General features: G+C 40.3%; 17 protein-coding genes. 3 read left to right on the forward strand and 14 right to left on the reverse strand.

From position 1 onward, the window contains the following. Positions 1 to 22: 22 nt before the first annotated feature. The 12 genes from ACWF5P_RS22230 to ACWF5P_RS22285 form a co-directional block, all read right to left on the reverse strand. Positions 23 to 1,381, reverse strand: coding sequence for an NAD(P)-dependent oxidoreductase (locus ACWF5P_RS22230; protein ID WP_452445308.1), 1,359 nt, complete (start codon positions 1,379 to 1,381; stop codon positions 23 to 25). A gap of 711 nt (positions 1,382 to 2,092) precedes the next feature. Next, positions 2,093 to 3,358: a GTPase HflX gene (gene hflX / locus ACWF5P_RS22235; protein ID WP_434168270.1), complete on the reverse strand. Its 1,266-nt coding sequence runs from the start codon at positions 3,356 to 3,358 to the stop codon at positions 2,093 to 2,095. Positions 3,359 to 3,428: 70 nt separating this feature from the next. Then, the gene (locus ACWF5P_RS22240; protein WP_157831163.1) at positions 3,429 to 3,578 is read right to left on the reverse strand and encodes a hypothetical protein; all 150 of its coding nucleotides are present in this window, start codon (positions 3,576 to 3,578) and stop codon (positions 3,429 to 3,431) included. Positions 3,579 to 3,630: 52 nt separating this feature from the next. Continuing rightward, the gene (locus ACWF5P_RS22245) at positions 3,631 to 5,754 is read right to left on the reverse strand and encodes a heavy metal translocating P-type ATPase (protein WP_434168269.1); all 2,124 of its coding nucleotides are present in this window, start codon (positions 5,752 to 5,754) and stop codon (positions 3,631 to 3,633) included. After that, a complete protein-coding gene (locus ACWF5P_RS22250; RefSeq protein ID WP_101225672.1) occupies positions 5,747 to 6,118 on the reverse strand; it encodes an ArsR/SmtB family transcription factor in 372 nt (123 codons plus the stop codon). Before ACWF5P_RS22250 ends, ACWF5P_RS22245 begins: the two co-directional genes overlap by 8 nt. 481 nt (positions 6,119 to 6,599) lie before the next feature. Further along, on the reverse strand, positions 6,600 to 6,800 hold the full coding sequence (locus ACWF5P_RS22255) for a cold-shock protein (protein WP_034304915.1): 201 nt from the start codon (positions 6,798 to 6,800) through the stop codon (positions 6,600 to 6,602). 321 nt (positions 6,801 to 7,121) lie between these two features. Beyond that, positions 7,122 to 8,816 (reverse strand): methyl-accepting chemotaxis protein, encoded by a 1,695-nt coding sequence (locus ACWF5P_RS22260; RefSeq protein WP_452445301.1) that lies wholly within the window; start codon positions 8,814 to 8,816, stop codon positions 7,122 to 7,124. 13 nt (positions 8,817 to 8,829) lie between these two features. After that, positions 8,830 to 9,999, reverse strand: a complete 1,170-nt coding sequence (locus tag ACWF5P_RS22265) for an ATP-grasp domain-containing protein (RefSeq protein ID WP_452445302.1) — start codon at positions 9,997 to 9,999, stop codon at positions 8,830 to 8,832. A 232-nt stretch (positions 10,000 to 10,231) separates the two neighbouring features. Beyond that, on the reverse strand, positions 10,232 to 10,732 hold the full coding sequence (locus ACWF5P_RS22270) for a VanZ family protein (RefSeq protein WP_230178723.1): 501 nt from the start codon (positions 10,730 to 10,732) through the stop codon (positions 10,232 to 10,234). Next, positions 10,729 to 11,607, reverse strand: coding sequence for a M15 family metallopeptidase (locus ACWF5P_RS22275; RefSeq protein ID WP_452445303.1), 879 nt, complete (start codon positions 11,605 to 11,607; stop codon positions 10,729 to 10,731). The genes ACWF5P_RS22270 and ACWF5P_RS22275 overlap by 4 nt, the downstream gene beginning before the upstream one ends. Positions 11,608 to 11,690: 83 nt before the next feature. Then, entirely contained in the window at positions 11,691 to 12,779 is a 1,089-nt protein-coding gene (locus ACWF5P_RS22280) for a HAMP domain-containing sensor histidine kinase (RefSeq protein ID WP_230178727.1), read from the reverse strand. Next, the gene (locus ACWF5P_RS22285; RefSeq protein ID WP_452445304.1) at positions 12,772 to 13,470 is read right to left on the reverse strand and encodes a response regulator transcription factor; all 699 of its coding nucleotides are present in this window, start codon (positions 13,468 to 13,470) and stop codon (positions 12,772 to 12,774) included. Before ACWF5P_RS22285 ends, ACWF5P_RS22280 begins: the two co-directional genes overlap by 8 nt. A gap of 382 nt (positions 13,471 to 13,852) precedes the next feature. On the opposite strand from ACWF5P_RS22285, the gene ACWF5P_RS22290 reads away from it, so the two are divergent. The 3 genes from ACWF5P_RS22290 to ACWF5P_RS22300 are packed head-to-tail and all read left to right on the forward strand — an operon-like array spanning position 13,853 to position 17,339. After that, positions 13,853 to 15,610: an ABC transporter ATP-binding protein gene (locus tag ACWF5P_RS22290; protein ID WP_452445305.1), complete on the forward strand. Its 1,758-nt coding sequence runs from the start codon at positions 13,853 to 13,855 to the stop codon at positions 15,608 to 15,610. Between the two features lie 23 nt (positions 15,611 to 15,633). Beyond that, the gene (locus tag ACWF5P_RS22295) at positions 15,634 to 16,308 is read left to right on the forward strand and encodes a response regulator (RefSeq protein WP_434168260.1); all 675 of its coding nucleotides are present in this window, start codon (positions 15,634 to 15,636) and stop codon (positions 16,306 to 16,308) included. Then, positions 16,305 to 17,339: a sensor histidine kinase gene (locus tag ACWF5P_RS22300; RefSeq protein ID WP_452445306.1), complete on the forward strand. Its 1,035-nt coding sequence runs from the start codon at positions 16,305 to 16,307 to the stop codon at positions 17,337 to 17,339. Before ACWF5P_RS22295 ends, ACWF5P_RS22300 begins: the two co-directional genes overlap by 4 nt. 138 nt (positions 17,340 to 17,477) lie before the next feature. Here ACWF5P_RS22300 and ACWF5P_RS22305 read toward each other — a convergent pair whose 3' ends face one another. Continuing rightward, the gene (locus tag ACWF5P_RS22305) at positions 17,478 to 17,849 is read right to left on the reverse strand and encodes an iron chaperone (protein ID WP_230178737.1); all 372 of its coding nucleotides are present in this window, start codon (positions 17,847 to 17,849) and stop codon (positions 17,478 to 17,480) included. Between the two features lie 358 nt (positions 17,850 to 18,207). Beyond that, positions 18,208 to 20,010 (reverse strand): glutamine--fructose-6-phosphate transaminase (isomerizing), encoded by a 1,803-nt coding sequence (gene glmS, locus ACWF5P_RS22310; RefSeq protein ID WP_101225663.1) that lies wholly within the window; start codon positions 20,008 to 20,010, stop codon positions 18,208 to 18,210. Between the last annotated feature and the right edge of the window lie 446 nt (positions 20,011 to 20,456).

Consider the following 20,456-nt stretch of genomic DNA (forward strand, 5'->3'; position numbering starts at 1 on the left):
AGCCTCCTATTTTTCATAGTTATTAAGCAATATCCACCGCTTCGCAATTCAAAATCGAGTCAATTTCATAGGCTGTCTTTTTCCCTTGCTGGGCAGCTGAAACAACCATTGCCTCACCTTGGCCTTTTCCGAAGATCACGTCACCGCACGCAAAGATCTTTTCATGCGATGTCTTATAGGAATCACCATCCAATGTAACGACACCATCATCATGTTCAATGCCGAACTGTTCAATCAATCCTATATATCTGGATTGGCCTATAGCACGAATTACCCCATCGACCGGTATGACGAACTCCGACCCGGGAATTTGGACTGGACGGCGCCGCCCATCTTCCCCTGCCTCGCTAAGCACCATCTTCACGCACTCGATGCCCGTAACCTGACCTCTTTCATCCGAGAGGATCCTGGAGGGTGCAGTCAGCCAGTGAAACCCGACACCTTCTTGTTTGGCAAACTCATATTCAAAATCATAGGCTGTCATTTCCTTTTGGGTACGACGATAAATAATGCTCACCTGTTCGGCGCCCAGGCGTACAGAACAGGTTGCGGCATCGATCGCCGTGTTTCCAGCTCCAATCACCGCCATCTTCTTCCCAATGAATTTATTAGTGATTGCTCCTGTTTTCGTTGCTTTTACGAAATCGATTGCATCATAAACTTCTGCCAAATCCTCCCCTTCAATTCCAAGCTTAGGGACATCGGACATGCCGATAGCTAAAATGACCGCATCATAGTCGGCAGTCAGCTGATTTGCGGAAACATCCACTCCGACCCGTGTATTCGTTTTAATATCAACATCCAAACTCTTTACTTGTTCAACTTCCCAATAAGAAATGCTCTGAGGCAAACGGAACGATACAATCCCGTAAGTATTTAATCCGCCTGGATTCTTTTCAGCTTCGAAAATGGTTACACTGTAGCCAAGCAAGGCTAACTCCCTTGCTGCAGACAAACCCGCGGGACCGCTTCCTACAATGGCAACTTTTTTGCCATTCTTCTTCCCGGCCTTGAATAGGGCTTGTTTATTTTGGATGGCCCAATCTGTGGAATAACGCTGGAGATTGCCAATCATGATTGGCTTTGTAGAGTGGTTCAGGACACATGCTCCCTCACATAACTCTTCAGTCGGACATACCCGAGCACAGCTGGCACCGACAGGATTGGCAGTCATGATCGTCTTGGCCGACCCTTTAAAATTACCTGAAGCTATCTTCTTAATAAAACCTGGAATATCTATTCCCGTCGGACAGGCTTGGATACATGGGGCATCATAGCAGTATAAACATCGATTCGATTCTTCCAAAGCTTCCCTTGGGGATAAACCCCTCTCCGCTTCCTGAAAGTTAATCTCTAGACCACCTTTTAACGGGCTCGTCATACTCATCCACTATTTCTCCTTCCAAACATTTATTTTTGAAAAATAAAAAGGGAGGAATTGCATGCATTTCTCTCTACTGTCCTCATATTTAAACGATTGAAATGATTGCCAACATGGTTTCCGTCAATTTATTCAACTAACAAGTCATGGCGATTTCCCAGCCAAAATTCTCTCGTTTTGTTTATTATTTTCTATCATTCTCTCACTGGTCACTCCTCTATCCCTGCTTCCTTCTAACACAAAAAGCCCCCCCTACTAATCTTAAAAAATCAAAACCTGATGATAAATCAGAGAATTGAGTATTCTTTATTTTATAATGTTGAAAAGCAAGTTACATTATACAAAGTGTAAAGTATTTCCAGATGCTAGATATGCAATATGTAATATTCATGTTATATTTCCTAACAATAAATGATAAACATCGTCATTTTTCTACATTCAAACTTACGTTTCATCATACTTCCTGATATTATTTGGATGATTTGTTCCAAAACCTACTTATCAACAATTTGTCCACATAAAAAAAAGCCCAGAAACTCAATTCAAGGTTTCCTGGGTCTTTTCACTTTTATCCACAACTTATTCACATATTATATGGTGATATTCTCTTTGTTTTTGCGGAACAGAAGCATTTTAACAAAAGTTATCCACATACGGAAATCAACTTTTCCACTTATCAACAAACCGTTAACAATTTATCAACAGGCAGGCTCATTCCGGATGAATAACGTATCGTTTATATTTCTCATAATCCGTTTTCTTGCACTCAAGCTTTATTCGATATCCATTTGCCTCATATTCAGTTTCCGTTATGTGACCATTTTCATTGAAATAGGAAACCAGCTGCCCTTGATCATATGGAATCAGCATTTCACAGTGAGTATAGTCGACAAAAATACGCTGGCGAATTTGATCGATCAATTCCTCGATGCCGACTTTGTTTTTTGCTGACATATATACAGAGTCACGATTCACCTTAGGGATTTCCAAATCGGTAAGGTCCGCTTTGTTATAGGCAAAAATCGTCGGAATCCCTTTAATGCCTATCTCATTTAAAGTCTTATCCGTTATCTCTATTTGCTGCTCATGGTTTGGATTGGAAAAGTCGACAACATGGATCAACAGATCCGCTTCCACCACTTCTTCTAGTGTTGATCGGAATGCTTTTACGAGATGATGGGGCAATTTAGACACAAATCCCACCGTATCAGTCAATAAAAATTCCTTATTATCCGGCAGCGGAATGTTTCGGACGGATGTTTCAAGCGTAGCGAACAGCATATCCTTCTCAAACACCTGCTTCTCTGCTGTTGGATGGAACATTTCGATCAAAGCATTCATGATCGAAGATTTACCTGCATTGGTATAGCCGACCAAGGATACGACAGGGATGGCATTCTTTTTCCGCTGTTTCCTCTGCGTTTGCCGGTGTGCAACAAGGTCTTCCAGTTCCTTATTCAATACACTTATATTTTCCTCGATTCTCCTGCGGTCAAGCTCCAACTGCTTTTCACCTGCACCCTTGTTTGTACCGACCCCGCCACTCTGACGCCCTAATGACTCCCTCAAACCTACAAGACGCGGGAGCATATACTGCAGCTTCGCCACTTCTACCTGAAGCTGTGCTTCCTTCGTTTTCGCCCGATGCGCGAAGATGTCCAGAATCAAGATTGTCCGGTCAATCACCTTGCAATCCATGTCCCTCTCCAGATTGCGAAGTTGCGAAGGGGAGAGCTGATCATTAAAAATGACGACATTAGCTTCTTTATACTCAACGAGATTTTTTACTTCCTCGATTTTCCCGGTACCGATAAAATGTGATGAGTTCACCCGATGCAAATTTTGTGTGATGGTCCCTGCAACCTCTACCTCACATGCTTCCGTTAAATTGGCCAATTCCTCCATCGAATACTCAAAATCCCTTGAACCGTTGAGATTAACTCCAACCAAGATAGCCCTTTGCTGTATTTCCATCATTTCAAATCCTTTCCGTACATACCTTACTCCCTATATTATACTTAAACAAACCTATCATGCTGCCTAAAAGTCAGCCACATTGTAGCATACCAGACATCGCCTGCATAACGATTGCTGCCAAAGCAATATTCTTCATTGAACCTCCTTTTACTTTCAACAAAAAAATAAGAGGACCGACTGCTTTTTTCAAAGTTTCACATGAAACAATTGGAAAGTTCATAAATAAAAGCTCCCTGGTGCACCTTAAGATGCGCCAGGGAGCTTTTATTATTCTATTCTTTTATTCTCAACAACCTAAGACTGTTCAAGGTCACTAATAACGTCGCACCCATGTCGGCAAAAATCGCCATCCAAAGTGTTAACCAGCCCGGCGCTATCAATAATAAGGCCAGGATTTTAATCACCAATGAAAACGTGATGTTCTGCTTTATGATTTTTAATGTTTTGCGGCTTAAGCGGATTGTATAAGGCAGCTTCGATAAGTCATCACCCATTAAGGCGATATCGGCAGTTTCAAGGGCCGTATCCGTGCCCGCCCCGCCCATTGCAATTCCTACCGTGGAAGCTGCCAAGGCCGGAGCATCATTGACACCATCGCCTACCATGGCCACTCGATCATATTTTTGTTTCCATCGTTTGATCATGTTCAATTTATCCTGCGGCAATAGCTCCGCCTCAATCTCATGAACGCCGGCTGCCGCTCCAATTGCTTTAGCTGTTCCGATATTATCGCCAGTCAGCATGATCGTTTTTTCAATGCCCAATTCATGCAGTTTCCGAATCGCTTCCTTACTGCTTTCCCTTATTTCATCTGACACTGCGATCAGTGCCAGCAGCTTTACTTGATCACCAAGCACCATCACCGTTTTCCCTGTATTTTGAAAGCCGCTGATTAATTTAAGCACATCCTCAGAGAACACTATACCTGGCTCTTCTTCAAAAAGATGGGGCTTACCAATGTAATAGATTTCTTGATTGATTTTCCCCTTTATGCCTTTACCGGTGATAGCAGTAAAATCCTCTACCAATAAAGAATGATAGTCCACATCGTGGTTTTCCGCCTTTTGAAGAATGGCCGTGGCAAGGGGGTGCTGTGATCTGCTTTCTAAAGCAGCAGCGATAGCCAGCACATCCTGTTCATTCAACACATCAGATAACAACTTGAAATCAGTCACTTCAGGTACGCCCTTTGTTAAAGTACCCGTTTTGTCAAACGCGATCGCCTTTAAGGCTCCTGCTTCCTCCAAATGGACCCCGCCTTTAATCAGCACACCATGTTTCGCAGCATTTCCGATAGCTGTCACGATGGCGATGGGAGTGGAAATGACCAAAGCACAAGGACAGCCGACAACCAGTACAGCCAATCCCCGGTAAATCCATTCACTCCAATCCCCGTTCATCACAATCGGGGGTAATACGGCAATGGCCAAGGCAATGAGCATGATGGCCGGCGTATAGAATTTTGCGAATTTATCCACGAAGGCTTGGGATGGGGCTTTTTCGGCCTGTGCTTCTTCAACAAGATGGATGATTTTTGCAATCGTCGTATCCTCGACTCGCTTCGTGACCTCCACTTCGAGCAGCCCTTCACCATTTAAGGTTCCGGCAAACACTTCACCCTCAACCGTTTTAAAAACCGGCTCGGATTCCCCAGTAATGGCTGCTTGATTAAGTGTCGAGGCCCCTTTCATGATCCGGCCATCCATTGCAAGCTTTTGACCCGGTTTAACGATCATGATGTCGCCCACTTCAATCTCATCAACCCCAACCATCATTTCGTGATGCCCTCTAAGGATCAAGGCTTCTTTAGGTGCGATGTTCATTAATGATTCGATGGAATTACGTGCTTTATCCATCGAATATTTTTCCAATGCCTCACTTATCGCAAATAGAATGACGACGGTAGCTCCCTCGCCCCATTCACCAAGCACGGCCGCTCCGATGATGGCAACCGTCATAAGGGTGTGCATATCAAAGCGAAGCCTTACAAGGTTTTTCAATCCATTGAAAAATAATGAATATCCTCCAACTATGATCGCAGCTGCATAACCGATTACCGGCATGATGCTTCCATCAGCATATCGATTATCCAATATCCAGCTGGCCAGCAATAGGATAACCGAAAACACCACTTTAATATTTTCTTTTTGCTTCCAAAATGGTTCCTTTTGCGTTACCAGTTCCTGTTCACCGCGGATCTTCAGGTTATCAAAGGCTCCCGCCTTTTCAATCTCTTCAATGGTTGCGCTGCCCTGTACCGAAATCTTCGACGCCCCAAAGTTGATTTTGGCATCATTCACTCCCTCTAGTTCACGGACATTGTTCTCAAATTTAGCCGCACAATTCGTGCAGGATAGACCCTGGATACGATATGTTTTCATTGGGGACTCAGCCATCGACCCTTACCTCCTGCTGATGTTCTAACGCAATCAGAATCAATTGCTTTATATGGTGATCATCTAAAGAATAAAAAGCCAGCTTTCCTTCTTTTCGGTATTTTACGATTGCGTGTTTATAAAGGGTCCGAAGATGATGTGACGTTGTTGCCATCGAAGCACCAATGATATTGGCCAGATCGCACACACACAATTCCTCGTCCGTGCAGAGTGCATAAGCTATCTTCGCCCTATTTTCATCGCCTATAACTTTAAACAGCTTCGACATGCTGGATATATCCACCTGGCCCATTTCTACTTGAATGCGGTTAACCTTCACTTCATCATGCAGGTGAACATCACATATATCTTTCAGTTCCGTCATCTTCTCACACCTCTCATTCAAATATTCGTTTGATTATAATATAACACAATTCCCTGAATATTCAAATCTATGTTTGAATGTATAAGAATCTTTTCTCCTTCCCAAAGTTAATGAAAGTGCCCTTATGTCTTTATATGTGGGCCATCGTTTTTTTGTTTCACATCGGAGTGGCTCCCCTGGAATTTTGCTGAGATGTCCCCTTTCCTATATTCAGGCAAAAAAAAGAAGCGGAATAAATTCCTTTACCCCCTTCAATCCAATGATTTCAGTAATTACCTATCGGTACCTTGATAAGTATAATATATTTAATTTAGTATTTTTTAGAAAAACTATGATATACTTAGTCAAACCTTTTTAAGCGTTTTACTTTACTTGTACCATTTACCCTGCTCATCGTTGAGCAGGGTTTTTTGTTATGTATTTTCACAAAACAAAAAAAGACAGACCCTATAACAAGGATCCGTCTTTTTTGTTTTTGAAATTATGCTTTTTGAACGTTAGAAGCTTGAGGTCCGCGTTGACCTTGTTCTACTTCAAAAGTAACTTCTTGACCTTCGTCTAAAGATTTGAAACCTTCGCTTTGGATAGCTGAGAAATGTACGAATACGTCGTCTCCGTTTTCGCGTTCGATGAATCCAAAACCTTTTTCTGCGTTAAACCATTTTACTTTACCTTGTTCCATTGTTGTTGCCTCCTAGTGCATCTAAGCACAATGTATTACTATCCTTGCTCTAAGTCATCATCGAAAACGAAAAGTAGTACTTTTAGTATCCTTAGTACCGAACAAAAATAATTAAGACTAAGCATAACATTAAATGGTAGCGATTGCAAATGGTTTGGTTAAACTTTTTTCCAGCAATTTTTAATACTCTCTCAATTCGATGAAAAAATAAGCAGTAACGAAAGTGACTCTATCTATTACACATGAACTCTTACATGCATTCATCCAAACAAAAACCTCTCGTTATAACGAAAGGTTTTTGTAGATGATTACATCAAATATTTATTTTTCGGTAATGAACTTTTCTACCATTTCTTCTAAAATCGCCGATTCATTTGCTAAATCTTGATTTTGCTCCTTCAATCCAGTCATTATGGTACTTTGTTGAATGGCAGCTGCCGAGATTTGCTCCGTCGTTGCGACTCCTTCTTCTGAAATTGCTGCAATTTCCTGAATGGATGCCAGGCTTTCATCCGAAGACTCATTGATTTTTTTCGAATGGGCGGCTAATTGTTCCGTGCCTTTCACCAATTTCTCTACGGATTCAAATATCTTATTGAAAATCTCGCCATTGTTTTCCACTAAGGAAACACCATTTAATATATCCTGAAAACTCTCATCATTATTTTGGATGACTTTGGCTGTTTGTTCATTAATCCGCATAATGGATTCTGAAATGATATCGATGGATTCATCTGTTTGCACAGCCAATTTTTGCACCTCTTGAGCGACTACGGCAAACCCTCTGCCCGCATCCCCAGCCCGTGCCGCTTCAATGGAAGCATTCAGGGATAGCAGGTTCGTTTGAGAAGCAATCACCCTAATTAGACCAATCACTTCATTTATCTTCACTACATCCTCTTCCAGGCTCACCAAATTGGCTTTATTCGCTTGGCCGTTTTCCATGATTTTATCCATCTGGCCCGTTACATCTTGCACTTGCTTACTTCCTTGTTCAGCAAGTGTATTCGTATGCATCGTAAATTCATTCATTTCATTCGTTTGCTCGTTCATAAAACGAATTGTATCCGATAAGTCACTGATCATATTGGAAATTCGGTCAATATGATGGGCACGTTCTTCCGAAGCTTTTGCTTCTTCCGTTGTCCCCGTCACTATCTGGCCATAGGATTCCACCATCTCTTCAAAGGATTGCTGAATGGACACTGTCGTTTGATTCATCGTTTGGGCATGTTCACGGACATTCTGGATAATATGCGCCAAACTTAATCTCATATCTTCAAATCCACTTGACAGATCGCCAATCTCATCCCGTCTGACAACGGGAATCGATTTACTTAAGTCCCCTTTTGCCATTTCATTCGTGTAACCAACAAGTTCATTGACGGGTCCCGAAATCTTTTTCCTGATGACAACGGCGCATAACACACCTAATATAATGGCACTTGCCAGAAATAAGATATTATAGAATATCATTGTACTTTTCAATTCATCAATGAATTTTGCATCCATATCGATTCCGACAATCGCATCCGTTCCATCGATTGGCGTAAAGTATGACTTGTGTGTACCCCACTTATCTTTATATATTTCACTTAATACATCTTTTTTTCCATCTATCGATTTTGCCTGTTCCGGCGTGAAGGGGGATTCCACCATGTAGTCCTCGCTGCCGTTCAGGGCTACGATCATGTCGGCATCGTTCTCCCGCTTCAAAACATAAACATATTCGATTCCCTTTTTATCTTTAACAAAGGCATCCAACTCACGCTTAATCTCTTCTCCCCGTACCGAAGCCTTGTTTATCAAAGTGGGATTGAGGCTTGCTGCCAAACTGTGGGCATTTTCAGAAAGACGATCATCGAATTGCGGAAGGACATTCTCATTGATCATTTTATTAGTAATATAGGAAAAGCAAAGGCCCATGGCCCCTGCGAAAAGTACGAAAGGAATAATATAAAACAAGAATAGTTTTGCCAATAGAGATTTTTTAGGATTCAGCTTTGAAAATCTCATTTCCATGTCCCCCTTAGTTGAAAACCAGGTGTTTTATAGTCAAATATGGTATTAAATCCAAATGAAGCAATCGGAGATTTTTATTCAAATCCTCACTTCTATAAAAGATGATGGCCATGCTCCGGTCATTTGGGAAAGGAAGCTGCCTATATTCCAAAACATGTTCGAATTCATGACGAAGTCCTTCATGATCAATACGCGCAACATCTTCCAGATTTATTTCCAGTGGAACCTCTGCAAAGAAAAAGCTATATATATGATCGTCCATCTCTTCCAATATCCGATTCCAATCCGGTTTCGTTCCAGAAAAATAGTGTTCATACATATTCATTCCATAGGCATGGTAACCTAGATCCGTTGTACCCGCCCCGGCAAAACGCAAGGGATTGATTTCGATGGGTATCACCCGATTTCCTTTTTTGCGAATTTCAAAGTGTACCGGGTAATTCCTTAGTGGAAGGACCGTTTGGATATTCCTCATGAACTTCAGTGCATCATGATAGATTTCATTAATGGCCAACTTCGAAGTATAATAAATTCGATCGGAAGTATCGTAATCATCCCTGAATAGTCGCTTAAAGACATTCAAAATGACCGGTTCACCATCTTGATTGTAATAACCATCAATCGCATACTCTTCACCCTGAATCCACTCTTCTATTAAAACGGTCTGGGAACCGATCACCTCTGAATCATATAATCCATCCGAATGAAGTAAATCCGCTTTAAGCTGGTTCACGGCTATATCCCAATCCTGCTCATTCTTGACTTTGTGCACCCCTACACTTGAATAGCCAATATTGGGTTTGATAACTACCGGAAACGGTATTTGATTTTTATCCAGGTCACTTATAATGGATAAATCAATATCTTGGAAATAGAAATCAGGATATAAAGATTTCGTCAAATTTCGTACCTGACTCTTATCCTTCAATAACTTTGACCAAATGTATTCATTGCTATTCGGTTGATAATGCCCTAATAATGTTATGCCATTTTCAGAGTTTGTAAGAATTCTTTTGTCCATTTCCATGGACTTGAAAAATTCTGTATCCTTTTGAATGTTTAGCTTTTCTGATGTTAATGTGTCTCCCCATTGCCCTTGTTCCAGCACTGGAATCTGCTTTTCCTCTAACACCTTTAGAAGAATTGGCGACACAATGGACTCATTCAAAATAATCATTTTTTCCACCTAACTTATACTGTTTTTTGTATCTCCATATTTAATCGGTTAAAACCGGTAAGTTTTTAGCTTATATAGGTATTTATTATTAAAAATCAAAATATCACTATATCTTTTTACCTATTCGACATAAGTTGAAAATTATTTGAGGACAAGGGAAAAGCCCGGATCTAGCCCCGGGCTCTCTTTTTTCCTATGCTCATGTTAAAGGAACTCCTTCATTCTTGTACATCTACAATAATACTTGATGGTTTTTCGATTTGATGTTTAACTTGAATAGGGCATACCCTAGCATTCCGCCAAACGTATTTAATAGAAGATCATCCACATCAAAGATGCCGATATTAAAGACAGCCTGAGCGACTTCGAAACAAAGACTTACTATAATGGAAATACAGCATGCCCTCTTTAGATTTATATATCCCTTTCCAATAACGAGGGGTAGAAATATACCAAAAGGAATGAATAATGCGATGTTTCCTAGCAAATTGAATATATTGTGATATGTACTATTTTGGACAGCAGTCACTATTTCATTAAGCGGCATTAAATTACCGAACAATAATAATCTATCCTTCATATTTGCTGGGTTTTTTAGATTACTTTGAAGCTGTTCCAGAAGAAAAGTTATATCAATATGGCCAAACTTAAATAAAATGACTTTGATTAGCAAAAATATATAACTAGCAAACAAAGCTGGAATAATGATATCCTGTATTATTATTTTCTTCATTTCTCTTGCCCATCACGTGGATGCACAGAAGAAAAAGCAGTCACGATGACTCCACCCATATTATCTCCAGATACTTCATACGCGTTGGCCTGTACCTTAACCGTCTTTTTTGAGGATACAGGATAATAAGTGACTTCATATTCCACACCCATTATGGTTCCCCCAATTTTCTTTTTCGCTTTTATATAAGTAAGGTATTCTTCCAAAGTAAAATTCTTTTTCTGCATGATTCTACTATGGGGAAGACCGACATAGCGGAAATGCCATGGCTCATATTCAATTCCTGTAATAGCCTTTTTATTTTCCGGATAACGTAAAATAAAACCGTATTTCGAAGCATTCTTTTGCAGCCACCTTCCTTCCGGGGCTTCATTCATACCTGATAAGGTGGAACCTATATCAAGTGATAGCCCTAAGTTGTGCTCACTATAACCAGCTGGTAAAGCAAATGCAGACCCCTTTTCTTGATAGAGCTGACTTTGCTCCTCTTCATTCCGATACCCGCTGCTAATCATGAAATGACGGACATTATCTTTTTCAGCTGCACGAACCATTTTCAAGAATTTCTCTGCCACACCCTGTGACAGGCGAATCCTTTTGTCCAACAGACCATATCCATCTATTAGTTCTTTGTGTTGAAATAGATTAACCACATCAGATTTGATCCCTCCCCGTTGTACAGGATGTTCCTTATTGACCAATAACAAATTCCCTTGGTAAACCTGATCCTTAGCTATTTCTAACGTTACACTTTCCTTCGGAACCCTTAGACCATGTCTTTCATCAATAATTTGAAAATCACCGTCAGATTTATATTCGTTTACTTCACGTGCAAACAGCAAAAATAAAACAAACAAAAAAACCCACTTCTTCATGAACAGTCCTCCTTACCTTCTTTCTATAGGTTAGGAAAAATAGTTTAAAAAAAGAGTGGGGTAATAATAAAATTTTTCTTAAATCACTGCGGTAATCGCACTTCAAATAGAGTCTGTATAGAATCGCTTTTAACGGATATCGTTCCATTATGCTGTTCGACAATATTTTTTGCGATGAATAAACCGAGACCTGTGCTTCCATCTTTATGGGACCGCGCCTTATCATTTGTATAGAACATATCAAAAACATAAGGTAGTTCTTCCTCAGGTATACAAGTTCCATAGTTGATAACTTGCACCACAACCTCCCCTTTATCAGTGAAACCAAGGATATCCACGAACTGTCCATCGTTTCCATAACGTACGGCATTGGTCAATAAGTTTTCGAATACACGTGCCAATAGGTCGCCATCACCTGAAATATCTAAATGCGATGGAAGAGTCAATCTTGCACTCAAGTGGTTTTTTTCGAAGAGTGGATATAGTTCTTCACTTAATTGAATGAGCAATTCACTTAAGTTGAGGGATTTTTTCTCTAATGGAAGCATGCCATAGTTCATTCTGGTTATTTCAAAAAGTTCATCAATAAGTTTCTCTAAACGTTGGGATTTCGTATAAGCAATCTTCGTAAAATGCCTGATTCGTTCTGCAGGTAAATCTTCTTCTCGAAGGATAAAGTCCAAATATCCCAAAACGGAAGTTAGAGGTGTACGTAAATCATGGGCCAAGTTCAGAACCAATTGATCCTTACTGCTTTCTGCAAAATCGCCTCTTTCTACGGCTTCTTGTAATTTCTCACTAGCCCGGTTAATATCTTCCGCTATATCCTGGAACTCATCTTTTGATAAGATGTCGACTCTGCTTTTAAAGTCACCATTTGCGAGATCATTGATTCCATTGGAAATCTTATTAAAGTATGTCGCATAAGGTTTAGTAAGAAAAAAGAAGAATAGTATCGAAAGTGGGATAAAAATGATTAAAAAGAAGTTTAGATCTCCATATATATTCATGATCAAACGCAAACGGAACAATGGATCTTCGACCTTTACATTCGTATGATAATAAAGTTGAAGGCTTTTATATATCAGGAAGGTAATGGTTCCGGCTATCAACATACTCAATGCAAGCAATACAATCATTTTAGCCCGGAAGCTTCGTAACATGTCAGCCATTGAATTTATATCCCACTCCCCAAACTGTCGTAATGAACTTGTTTTTATTTTTATCCTCGCCAAGCTTTTTCCTTAGCGTACGAATATGAACCATGACAGTATTATTGCCCATTTCATAATACGCTTCGCCCCATACATTCTGAAAAATACTTTCCGCACTATATACTTTTTGGGAATGACCGGCTAAGAGAACCAAAATATCGAATTCCTTCGGAGTTAGTTCGATGACTTCATCATATAGTATCACTTTGCGCTGATCCGGATAAATGGTCAAACCGCCGACTTCCAATATAGATTCGTTTTCGTTTGAGGCTTTATTCAACTGCATTGCCCGTCGCAATTGCGCATTCACTCGTGCGACCAATTCCATTGGGTTGAAAGGCTTGGTCATATAATCGTCCGCCCCCATCACCAATCCGGAGATTTTATCCAGATCGGAACTTTTTGCACTAAGAAAAATGATAGGCATTTGATATTTCTCTCTAATTTGACGGGTAACTTCATAGCCATTCAACTCCGGCATCATGATATCCAAGATGGCCAAATCTATCTTCTGATCGCTAATAACACGAATGGCCTCTTTCCCATCCGATACCTTGATATAGTTATATCCCTCTTTCTCCAAATGCAAAGCGACCAGGTCAGCAATTTCCACCTCAACATCAGCTATCAATATGGTAATCCGATTCATCTGTATCTTACTCCCTTTTACATATTCCCATTTCTATAATTGTACTCCATTCCATTCCGATTTTCCAAATTGCTACTGGTGATCCATTATAACTGATATGCCTTGCCATTAACCATGAATTTCATATACCTTTACCTTCTTAGTCCCCTGAATATTTCAGGCCAATTTTTTTATAGTATCTTAAGAAGAAAAAGCCACACACTACTGATCAGCTTTAACATTTCATATTTTTAAAACTTTTTCATTCAGAGAACAGTGACGGTAGTATTGAAGAAAAATAGAAAGAAAAGGTTCACCAGAATTTTCGTGGAATAACTAAGAGTAGTTCATATTCAATTCACAACTTTTTTATATACTTCTCTGTAATGAAAACCAAGAAAGGATGTATTTACATATGTCAGAAGCAAAAAATCAAAAAGGATGGCGCCAGTTCATTCGGTTGGTTCAACAAACGAAGCCTTCTAAACTAATGATAGGGCTAGCATTAGCATTAAGCCTAGGTACAACAGGTGTAGGTTTAATGGTCCCTCTATTCACAAAAAATCTAATTAATGATTTTTCAATCAGTTCACTAAGCACTGAACGGATCACACTTCTCGTGCTTGCCATCATCGTTCAAGCATTGGCCAGTGGATTTTCCATCTATTTATTAAATCGGATCGGTCAATCTGTAGTGGCCGGTATCCGCGATCAACTATGGAAAAAATTACTCGTATTACCCGTGAGTTATTTTGATGAACATCCATCGGGAGAAACAGTCAGCCGAATGACAAATGATACAACAGTAGTGAAGGGATTAATCTCTGAACACCTCTCAAATTTCGTTACTGGAATCATTTCCATCGTAGGCTCCATGATCGTGTTATTCGTTCTGGATTGGAAAATGACATTATTGATGTTCACTGCAATTCCGCTCTCTGTTTTGATATTAATGCCATTAGGGAAAAAAATGCATAAAATTTCAAAAGGAATGCAGGACGAGACAGCAAGCTTCACCGCAGTCCTTCAGCAGGTGCTAACGGAAATACGCCTTGTTAAAGCTTCGAATGCAGAAGCTTTGGAATATCAAAATGGAAAAAAGGGCATCCATAAATTATTTCAATTCGGATTAAAAGAGGCAAAAATCCAAGCGTTGATTGCGCCGCTAATGAGTTTTGTCATGATGGCATTACTCGTGCTGATTTTAGGTTATGGGGGAATGCGCGTTTCTTCAGGAGCTCTGACAGCTGGAGCTCTAGTTGCATTCATCATGTATCTTTTCCAAATAATCATGCCAATGGCTCAATTAGCCAGTTTCTTTACACAATTCCAAAAAGCAACGGGTGCAACAGAGCGCATCATTTCCATTCTGGATTCAGTGGAGGAAGAAGATGCAATGAAGCCAGTTCAAAATATAGGTCAATCAATCAGCGTGGAGAACCTGAACTATAGTTATAATAATGGAGAACAGGTACTTAAAGATATAAGCTTTAACGTTGAAGCCGGAAAGGTCACTGCAATTGTCGGCCCAAGCGGCAGCGGAAAAACGACCCTTTTTTCATTATTCGAGCGTTTCTACAAACCACAGCAAGGGTCCATATCCATAGGCGGGGAAAACATAAATGATTTCACACTCCTTTCATGGAGAAGCCAGATTGGATATGTTTCACAAGAAAGCCCGATTGTATCAGGTACAATTCGAGATAATATTTGTTATGGTATCGAGCGGGATATAACGGATGAAGAATTAAATCAAGTGGCTAAAATGGCGTATGCAGATCAGTTCATTTCTGATCTGCCGAACGGATATGATACAGAGGTTGGTGAAAGGGGCATGAAATTATCAGGCGGTCAAAGACAAAGAATCGCGATCGCTCGTGCATTTTTAAGAAACCCCAAAATATTAATGCTTGATGAAGCTACTTCCAGCCTGGACAGCAAATCAGAAAAAGTGGTTCAACAGGCATTGAATGATTTAATGAAAGGCCGAACAACAATAGTCATTGCTCACCGCCTATCGACCGTTGTTGGTTCAGATCAAATCATCTTTCTGGAAAAAGGGAAAATAACGGGCAGCGGAACACATAAGGAGCTATATAAAACGCACTCATTATATCGCGAATTCGCTGAACAGCAGTTAAACAAACTTGAACTGGCCTAATTCACCGAAAGGAAAGAAGAAGGATGACAAAAATATTGATAGTCGATGATGATGCACATATTCGCGAACTTATAAACCTGTTGTTAAGAAAAGAAGGCTTCGATCTATATGAGGCCTCAGACGGACTGCAAGCATTGAAAGTAATGGAGAAAGCGAAAATCGATTTGGCAGTCATCGACATTATGATGCCTAACATGGATGGATGGCAATTATGCAAGGAGTTACGGGAATTTAGTGATATCCCCATTTTAATGCTGACTGCAAAAGGGGAAACAACACAGAAAGTAAAAGGTTTCGGGCTTGGGGCAGATGATTATCTTGTAAAGCCATTTGAACCGATCGAATTGGTTCTGAGAATAAAGGCATTACTAAAACGCTATAAAATCACTATTTCACAAACATTAAATATCGGCGAATTAAAGATGAATCGCAACACACATGAAATTTCATTCAAAGAACTGGAATATACGATTCCCTTAAAAGAATTCGAATTGTTGTTTAAATTAGCAAGCTATCCTGGAAAAACTTTTTCCAGGGAAGATCTTATCGAAGACATTTGGGGCTATGATTATGAAGGTGATGAACGAACTGTCGATGTTCATATTAAAAGAGTGCGAGAACGGTTTCCAGAATCGGAATTCCCCTTCCGGATTAAAACGATTTGGGGATTGGGCTACCGCTTGGAGATAACAAGATGAGAAGCAATCGATTTTTCAAACAAATGTTTGGCACGCTGTTTTTTGTTACGTTTATTTCAATTTGCTTTTCCGCCGGATATTATATCATTGAACTATTGCCCTTAAGGTTAACCGATTATGTTCGGTTTCTGGCCACTATCATGACAAGCATCGCAATCATGATATCCATCGGTTATCTTATCCGCGCTATCCATCACAATAAACGGGTAAATATTTACCTCGAGATCATAGATGCCTTAAGGAAAATAGCAAATGGCGATTATAATGTACAATTGGATTTTAAAATGGAAAAGAAAAACGAAATGACGGATATCATTAACCACTTCAATCACATGGCCAAGCAATTGAAGCAAATGGAAGAAATGCGGCAGGAATTCATCTCTAACGTCTCACACGAAATACAGTCGCCCCTTACCTCCATTGTAGGATTTGCCCAAGCTCTTCAATTTAATAAGCTGACACCCGAAGAACGAAATCATTATCTTCATATAATAGAGACAGAGAGCAGGAGATTATCTAAATTAAGTGATAACCTTCTAAAGCTTACATCCCTTGAATCCGAGCATCATCCTTTTGAAAGGACAAATTTCAGGGTGGATCAGCAAATACGAACCATTATTTTGGCTTGTGAACCCGCTTGGTTGGAAAAAGAACTCGAATTGGATATATCCTTAGAAAAAGTACCAATAGTTGCAGACCAGGATTTAATGAGCCAAGTATGGACAAATTTAATACACAATAGTATCAAATTCACCCGCCATCGCGGAAAGATCACGATTCGATTACAACAGATTGATAGCCTGGCATCCATAACGATATCCGACAATGGAATCGGCATTTCCGAAACGGACCAGTTCCATATATTCGAGCGATTCTATAAAGCCGACCTGGCAAGGGACCGCTCAAAAAGCGGCAGCGGTCTAGGCCTATCCATCGTGAAAAGAATTATAGAGATGCATGAAGGGACCATATCCGTGAAAAGTGAACTCGAAAAGGGAACGACCTTCACCATTCTGCTTCCTATTTCGTGAAGGACTTTGTGATTTTGAAGTTTATTTTAAATCCATAGTAATAAAAAATAGCTGCAATGGCAGCTGTTTTTTATTACTATTTGATGGTTTAGTATAAAGTTTGATTAAAATTAATTTCACCCTTAATAATCCAATTTATTATTTCCGCCAAAAAGTTGAACAGTCTGCCTTATCAAAAATATTAAACTCGATCATTTTTTCAAGTAATGAGTAATCAACCGGGCTGTCCCACTTGATACGTACCAGCTGCTTGGTGTGATCATAGCCAGCCTGCACGATTTCATCAGAGAAATGATCGATCCCTGCCTTTTCAGGGGCAACAGCCATATGATGTTTGGCTACGCTAAAGCCAATAATATATGTGTCATGATCGGTAAACATAGGCTGATTCCACGCAATTTTCGGCATTAGATTTGGAAACTTCTTAGTTACCCAAGCCAAGACCTCTTCCGTTCGTTCCCTATGTTGCGGGTTATCAATATTCGCTAAAAATTCTGCAAAGACTTCCATGTCATTCTCCCCTAAATTAAAAAATTTTTATGAAGACTTCATTTTCAACATCGCCTAAATTTAATGCCAATACGGGTTTCTTTCAACAATGCACCATAGGAAGATCATTAACATTGCTCTATTGGATGCCGTTATTACCTACCGATGGATTTGATAGATTGCATTAAACAACTTTATTGTCACTGCACACCTTTTCCTATTCCTTGGCATGCTTTAAACCGCTTGTCAGCTTGAGAGGTTCTCGTTGTTTTGGACATTAAAAATACCCCTTTGGCTAATCATAGCCAAAGGGGTAAAGCTTCGCAACTTTTTATAAACAGTTGAACTTTATTTAGATCTACATTGCATTCATTGTAACTTACTCAACCGTTACACTTTTCGCAAGGTTACGCGGTTTATCCACGTCACATTCGCGGTGCAAGGCTGCGTAGTAAGCAATGAGCTGCAGCGGGATAACAGAGATAAGGGGTGTTAATAGTTCATTCACTTCCGGGATGACGAAACGGTCATCCTCTTCTTCAAGCCCCTTCATGGAAATGATGCAAGGGTTTGCGCCACGGGCAACCACTTCCTTCACATTACCACGGATGCTTAGGTTGACGCCTGCTTGCGTAGCAAGTGCTATGACAGGTGTACCTTCTTCAATCAAGGCGATCGTTCCATGTTTAAGTTCTCCGCCAGCAAAGCCTTCAGCCTGGATGTATGAAATTTCCTTCAGCTTAAGGGCCCCTTCAAGAACGACATAGTAGTCAAGGGAACGGCCGATGAAGAAGCAGTTTCTCGTAACGGACAAATATTCACGAGCAATTTCTTCCATCTCTTCTTTCGAATCACATAGGGCTTCCATTGCAGTCGCTACGATTCCAAGCTCTTTTACAAGGTCGAAACCATACTCCATGTTACGGAATTGGCCAGTTACATTTGCCAGGATGGATAAGACCGCAACTTGAGCTGTGTATGCCTTTGTAGAGGCAACGGCAATTTCTGGGCCAGCATGCAGCAAGAGCGTATAATCCGCTTCACGTGACAATGTAGAGCCAGGTACGTTCGTGATGGTCAGGGCTTTATGACCAAGCGCTTTGATGGACACTAATACGGCACGGCTATCTGCAGTTTCACCACTTTGTGAAATGAAGATGAATAACGGTTTTTTTGATAATAACGGCATATTGTAAGTGAACTCCGATGCCACATGTACCTCAACCGGAATTTCAGTCATTTTTTCGATGAATTGCTTACCAATCAACCCAGCATGATAGCTGGTTCCGCAAGCGATGATATAAATACGGTCAGCCTCACTTACGGCTTCAGTAATATTATAATCGATTGCAAGTTTACCTTCTTCATTTTGGTATGCTTGAATGATTTTACGTATTACAGCTGGCTGCTCGTCGACTTCCTTGAGCATATAGTGAGGATACGTACCTTTTTCAATATCACTTGCATCCAGTTCAGCAGTGTATGGAGCACGCATGACTTCTTCGTTGGAAAGGTTCTTGATCGTTACCTTTTCATTTGTCACGATAACCATTTCCTTATCCATCAGTTCAAGGAATTGATCTGTGACTTGCAGCATCGCCATTGCATCCGAAGCGACAACGTTAAAGTCTTTTCCGACGCCGATCAGCAGCGGGCTTTTATTTTTTGCGACTAAGATGGTTTCATCATTTTCAGCATCCAATAGGGCAATTGCATATGAACCCTCTAATAGAGTGAGTGTTTGACGGAACGCCTCTTCCACTTCCATGCCCTCGTTCACGAACTTCTCTATCAGTTGAACGATGACTTCCGTATCCGTTTCACTTTTAAAGGCAACATCCTTCAAATATTCACGTTTTAGAATCGCATAGTTTTCAATGACCCCATTATGAACTAAAGTCAATCGACCTGAATTACTTTGGTGTGGATGGGCATTTTCACGGCTTGGCACACCATGGGTGGCCCAGCGCGTATGTCCAATTCCGGTTTGTGCCATAGTATTATCATCCACGGCTGCTCGTAAGTCCGCGATTCTTCCCTTTTCCTTAAAGATTGTCACGCCTGCTTCATTTCTCACAGCAATCCCTGAAGAGTCATAACCGCGATATTCAAGTTTTTCAAGACCTTTTAATAAAATTTCCTTTGCATCGTTAAGTCCAATATATCCAACAATTCCACACATAATTTCTGTTCCTCCAACCGATTCGAGGGAACAGGAATGCACGGGGGCATCCCTGCCCCCTCATCTCTAATATATTTTTATAAAGGAAATGCCCTAAAGCACTTTTTCCCATTGTGCATTTCCAACCCTTTGTGCAGTAAGTTGCCCTACTGTTTTAAGATTGGAATTATTGCGGCTGTGCACTTCAGCCGGGAGGTATCCGCCGATCATTCGATAAACCTCCTCCTCGTCAACTAAGCCATTTCTCGTCCAGACTTAGTTCAGGCGCTTTTGTGAATCCGTTTCTCCTTGCCTACCCTCCTTTTTAAAACAACCATTTTCAAGAAAATGAGTTGTAAATCAGGATAATCATACCTTAAATAAGGGACATAGGTCAATTCTTTATTACCAAGACCTGCGAAAAAGAACTTCTTTATAAAAATATGCATAAAAGGAAATTTAGTTCC

This window comes from Peribacillus sp. NPDC055009, assembly GCF_053608705.1.

Coding starts and splice junctions, on each gene's coding strand:
- ACWF5P_RS22240 (WP_157831163.1), bottom strand. CDS start 3,578: ATGAACTTTCCAATTGTTTCATGTGAAACTTTGAAAAAAGCAGTCGGT.
- ACWF5P_RS22285 (WP_452445304.1), bottom strand. CDS start 13,470: ATGAATCGGATTACCATATTGATAGCTGATGTTGAGGTGGAAATTGCT.
- hflX (WP_434168270.1), bottom strand. CDS start 3,358: ATGATGGAAATACAGCAAAGGGCTATCTTGGTTGGAGTTAATCTCAAC.
- ACWF5P_RS22230 (WP_452445308.1), bottom strand. CDS start 1,381: ATGACGAGCCCGTTAAAAGGTGGTCTAGAGATTAACTTTCAGGAAGCG.
- glmS (WP_101225663.1), bottom strand. CDS start 20,010: ATGTGTGGAATTGTTGGATATATTGGACTTAACGATGCAAAGGAAATT.
- ACWF5P_RS22290 (WP_452445305.1), top strand. CDS start 13,853: ATGTATTTACATATGTCAGAAGCAAAAAATCAAAAAGGATGGCGCCAG.
- ACWF5P_RS22305 (WP_230178737.1), bottom strand. CDS start 17,849: ATGGAAGTCTTTGCAGAATTTTTAGCGAATATTGATAACCCGCAACAT.
- ACWF5P_RS22265 (WP_452445302.1), bottom strand. CDS start 9,999: ATGATTATTTTGAATGAGTCCATTGTGTCGCCAATTCTTCTAAAGGTG.
- ACWF5P_RS22270 (WP_230178723.1), bottom strand. CDS start 10,732: ATGAAGAAAATAATAATACAGGATATCATTATTCCAGCTTTGTTTGCT.
- ACWF5P_RS22260 (WP_452445301.1), bottom strand. CDS start 8,816: ATGAGATTTTCAAAGCTGAATCCTAAAAAATCTCTATTGGCAAAACTA.
- ACWF5P_RS22295 (WP_434168260.1), top strand. CDS start 15,634: ATGACAAAAATATTGATAGTCGATGATGATGCACATATTCGCGAACTT.
- ACWF5P_RS22280 (WP_230178727.1), bottom strand. CDS start 12,779: ATGGCTGACATGTTACGAAGCTTCCGGGCTAAAATGATTGTATTGCTT.
- ACWF5P_RS22275 (WP_452445303.1), bottom strand. CDS start 11,607: ATGAAGAAGTGGGTTTTTTTGTTTGTTTTATTTTTGCTGTTTGCACGT.
- ACWF5P_RS22250 (WP_101225672.1), bottom strand. CDS start 6,118: ATGACGGAACTGAAAGATATATGTGATGTTCACCTGCATGATGAAGTG.
- ACWF5P_RS22255 (WP_034304915.1), bottom strand. CDS start 6,800: ATGGAACAAGGTAAAGTAAAATGGTTTAACGCAGAAAAAGGTTTTGGA.
- ACWF5P_RS22245 (WP_434168269.1), bottom strand. CDS start 5,754: ATGGCTGAGTCCCCAATGAAAACATATCGTATCCAGGGTCTATCCTGC.
- ACWF5P_RS22300 (WP_452445306.1), top strand. CDS start 16,305: ATGAGAAGCAATCGATTTTTCAAACAAATGTTTGGCACGCTGTTTTTT.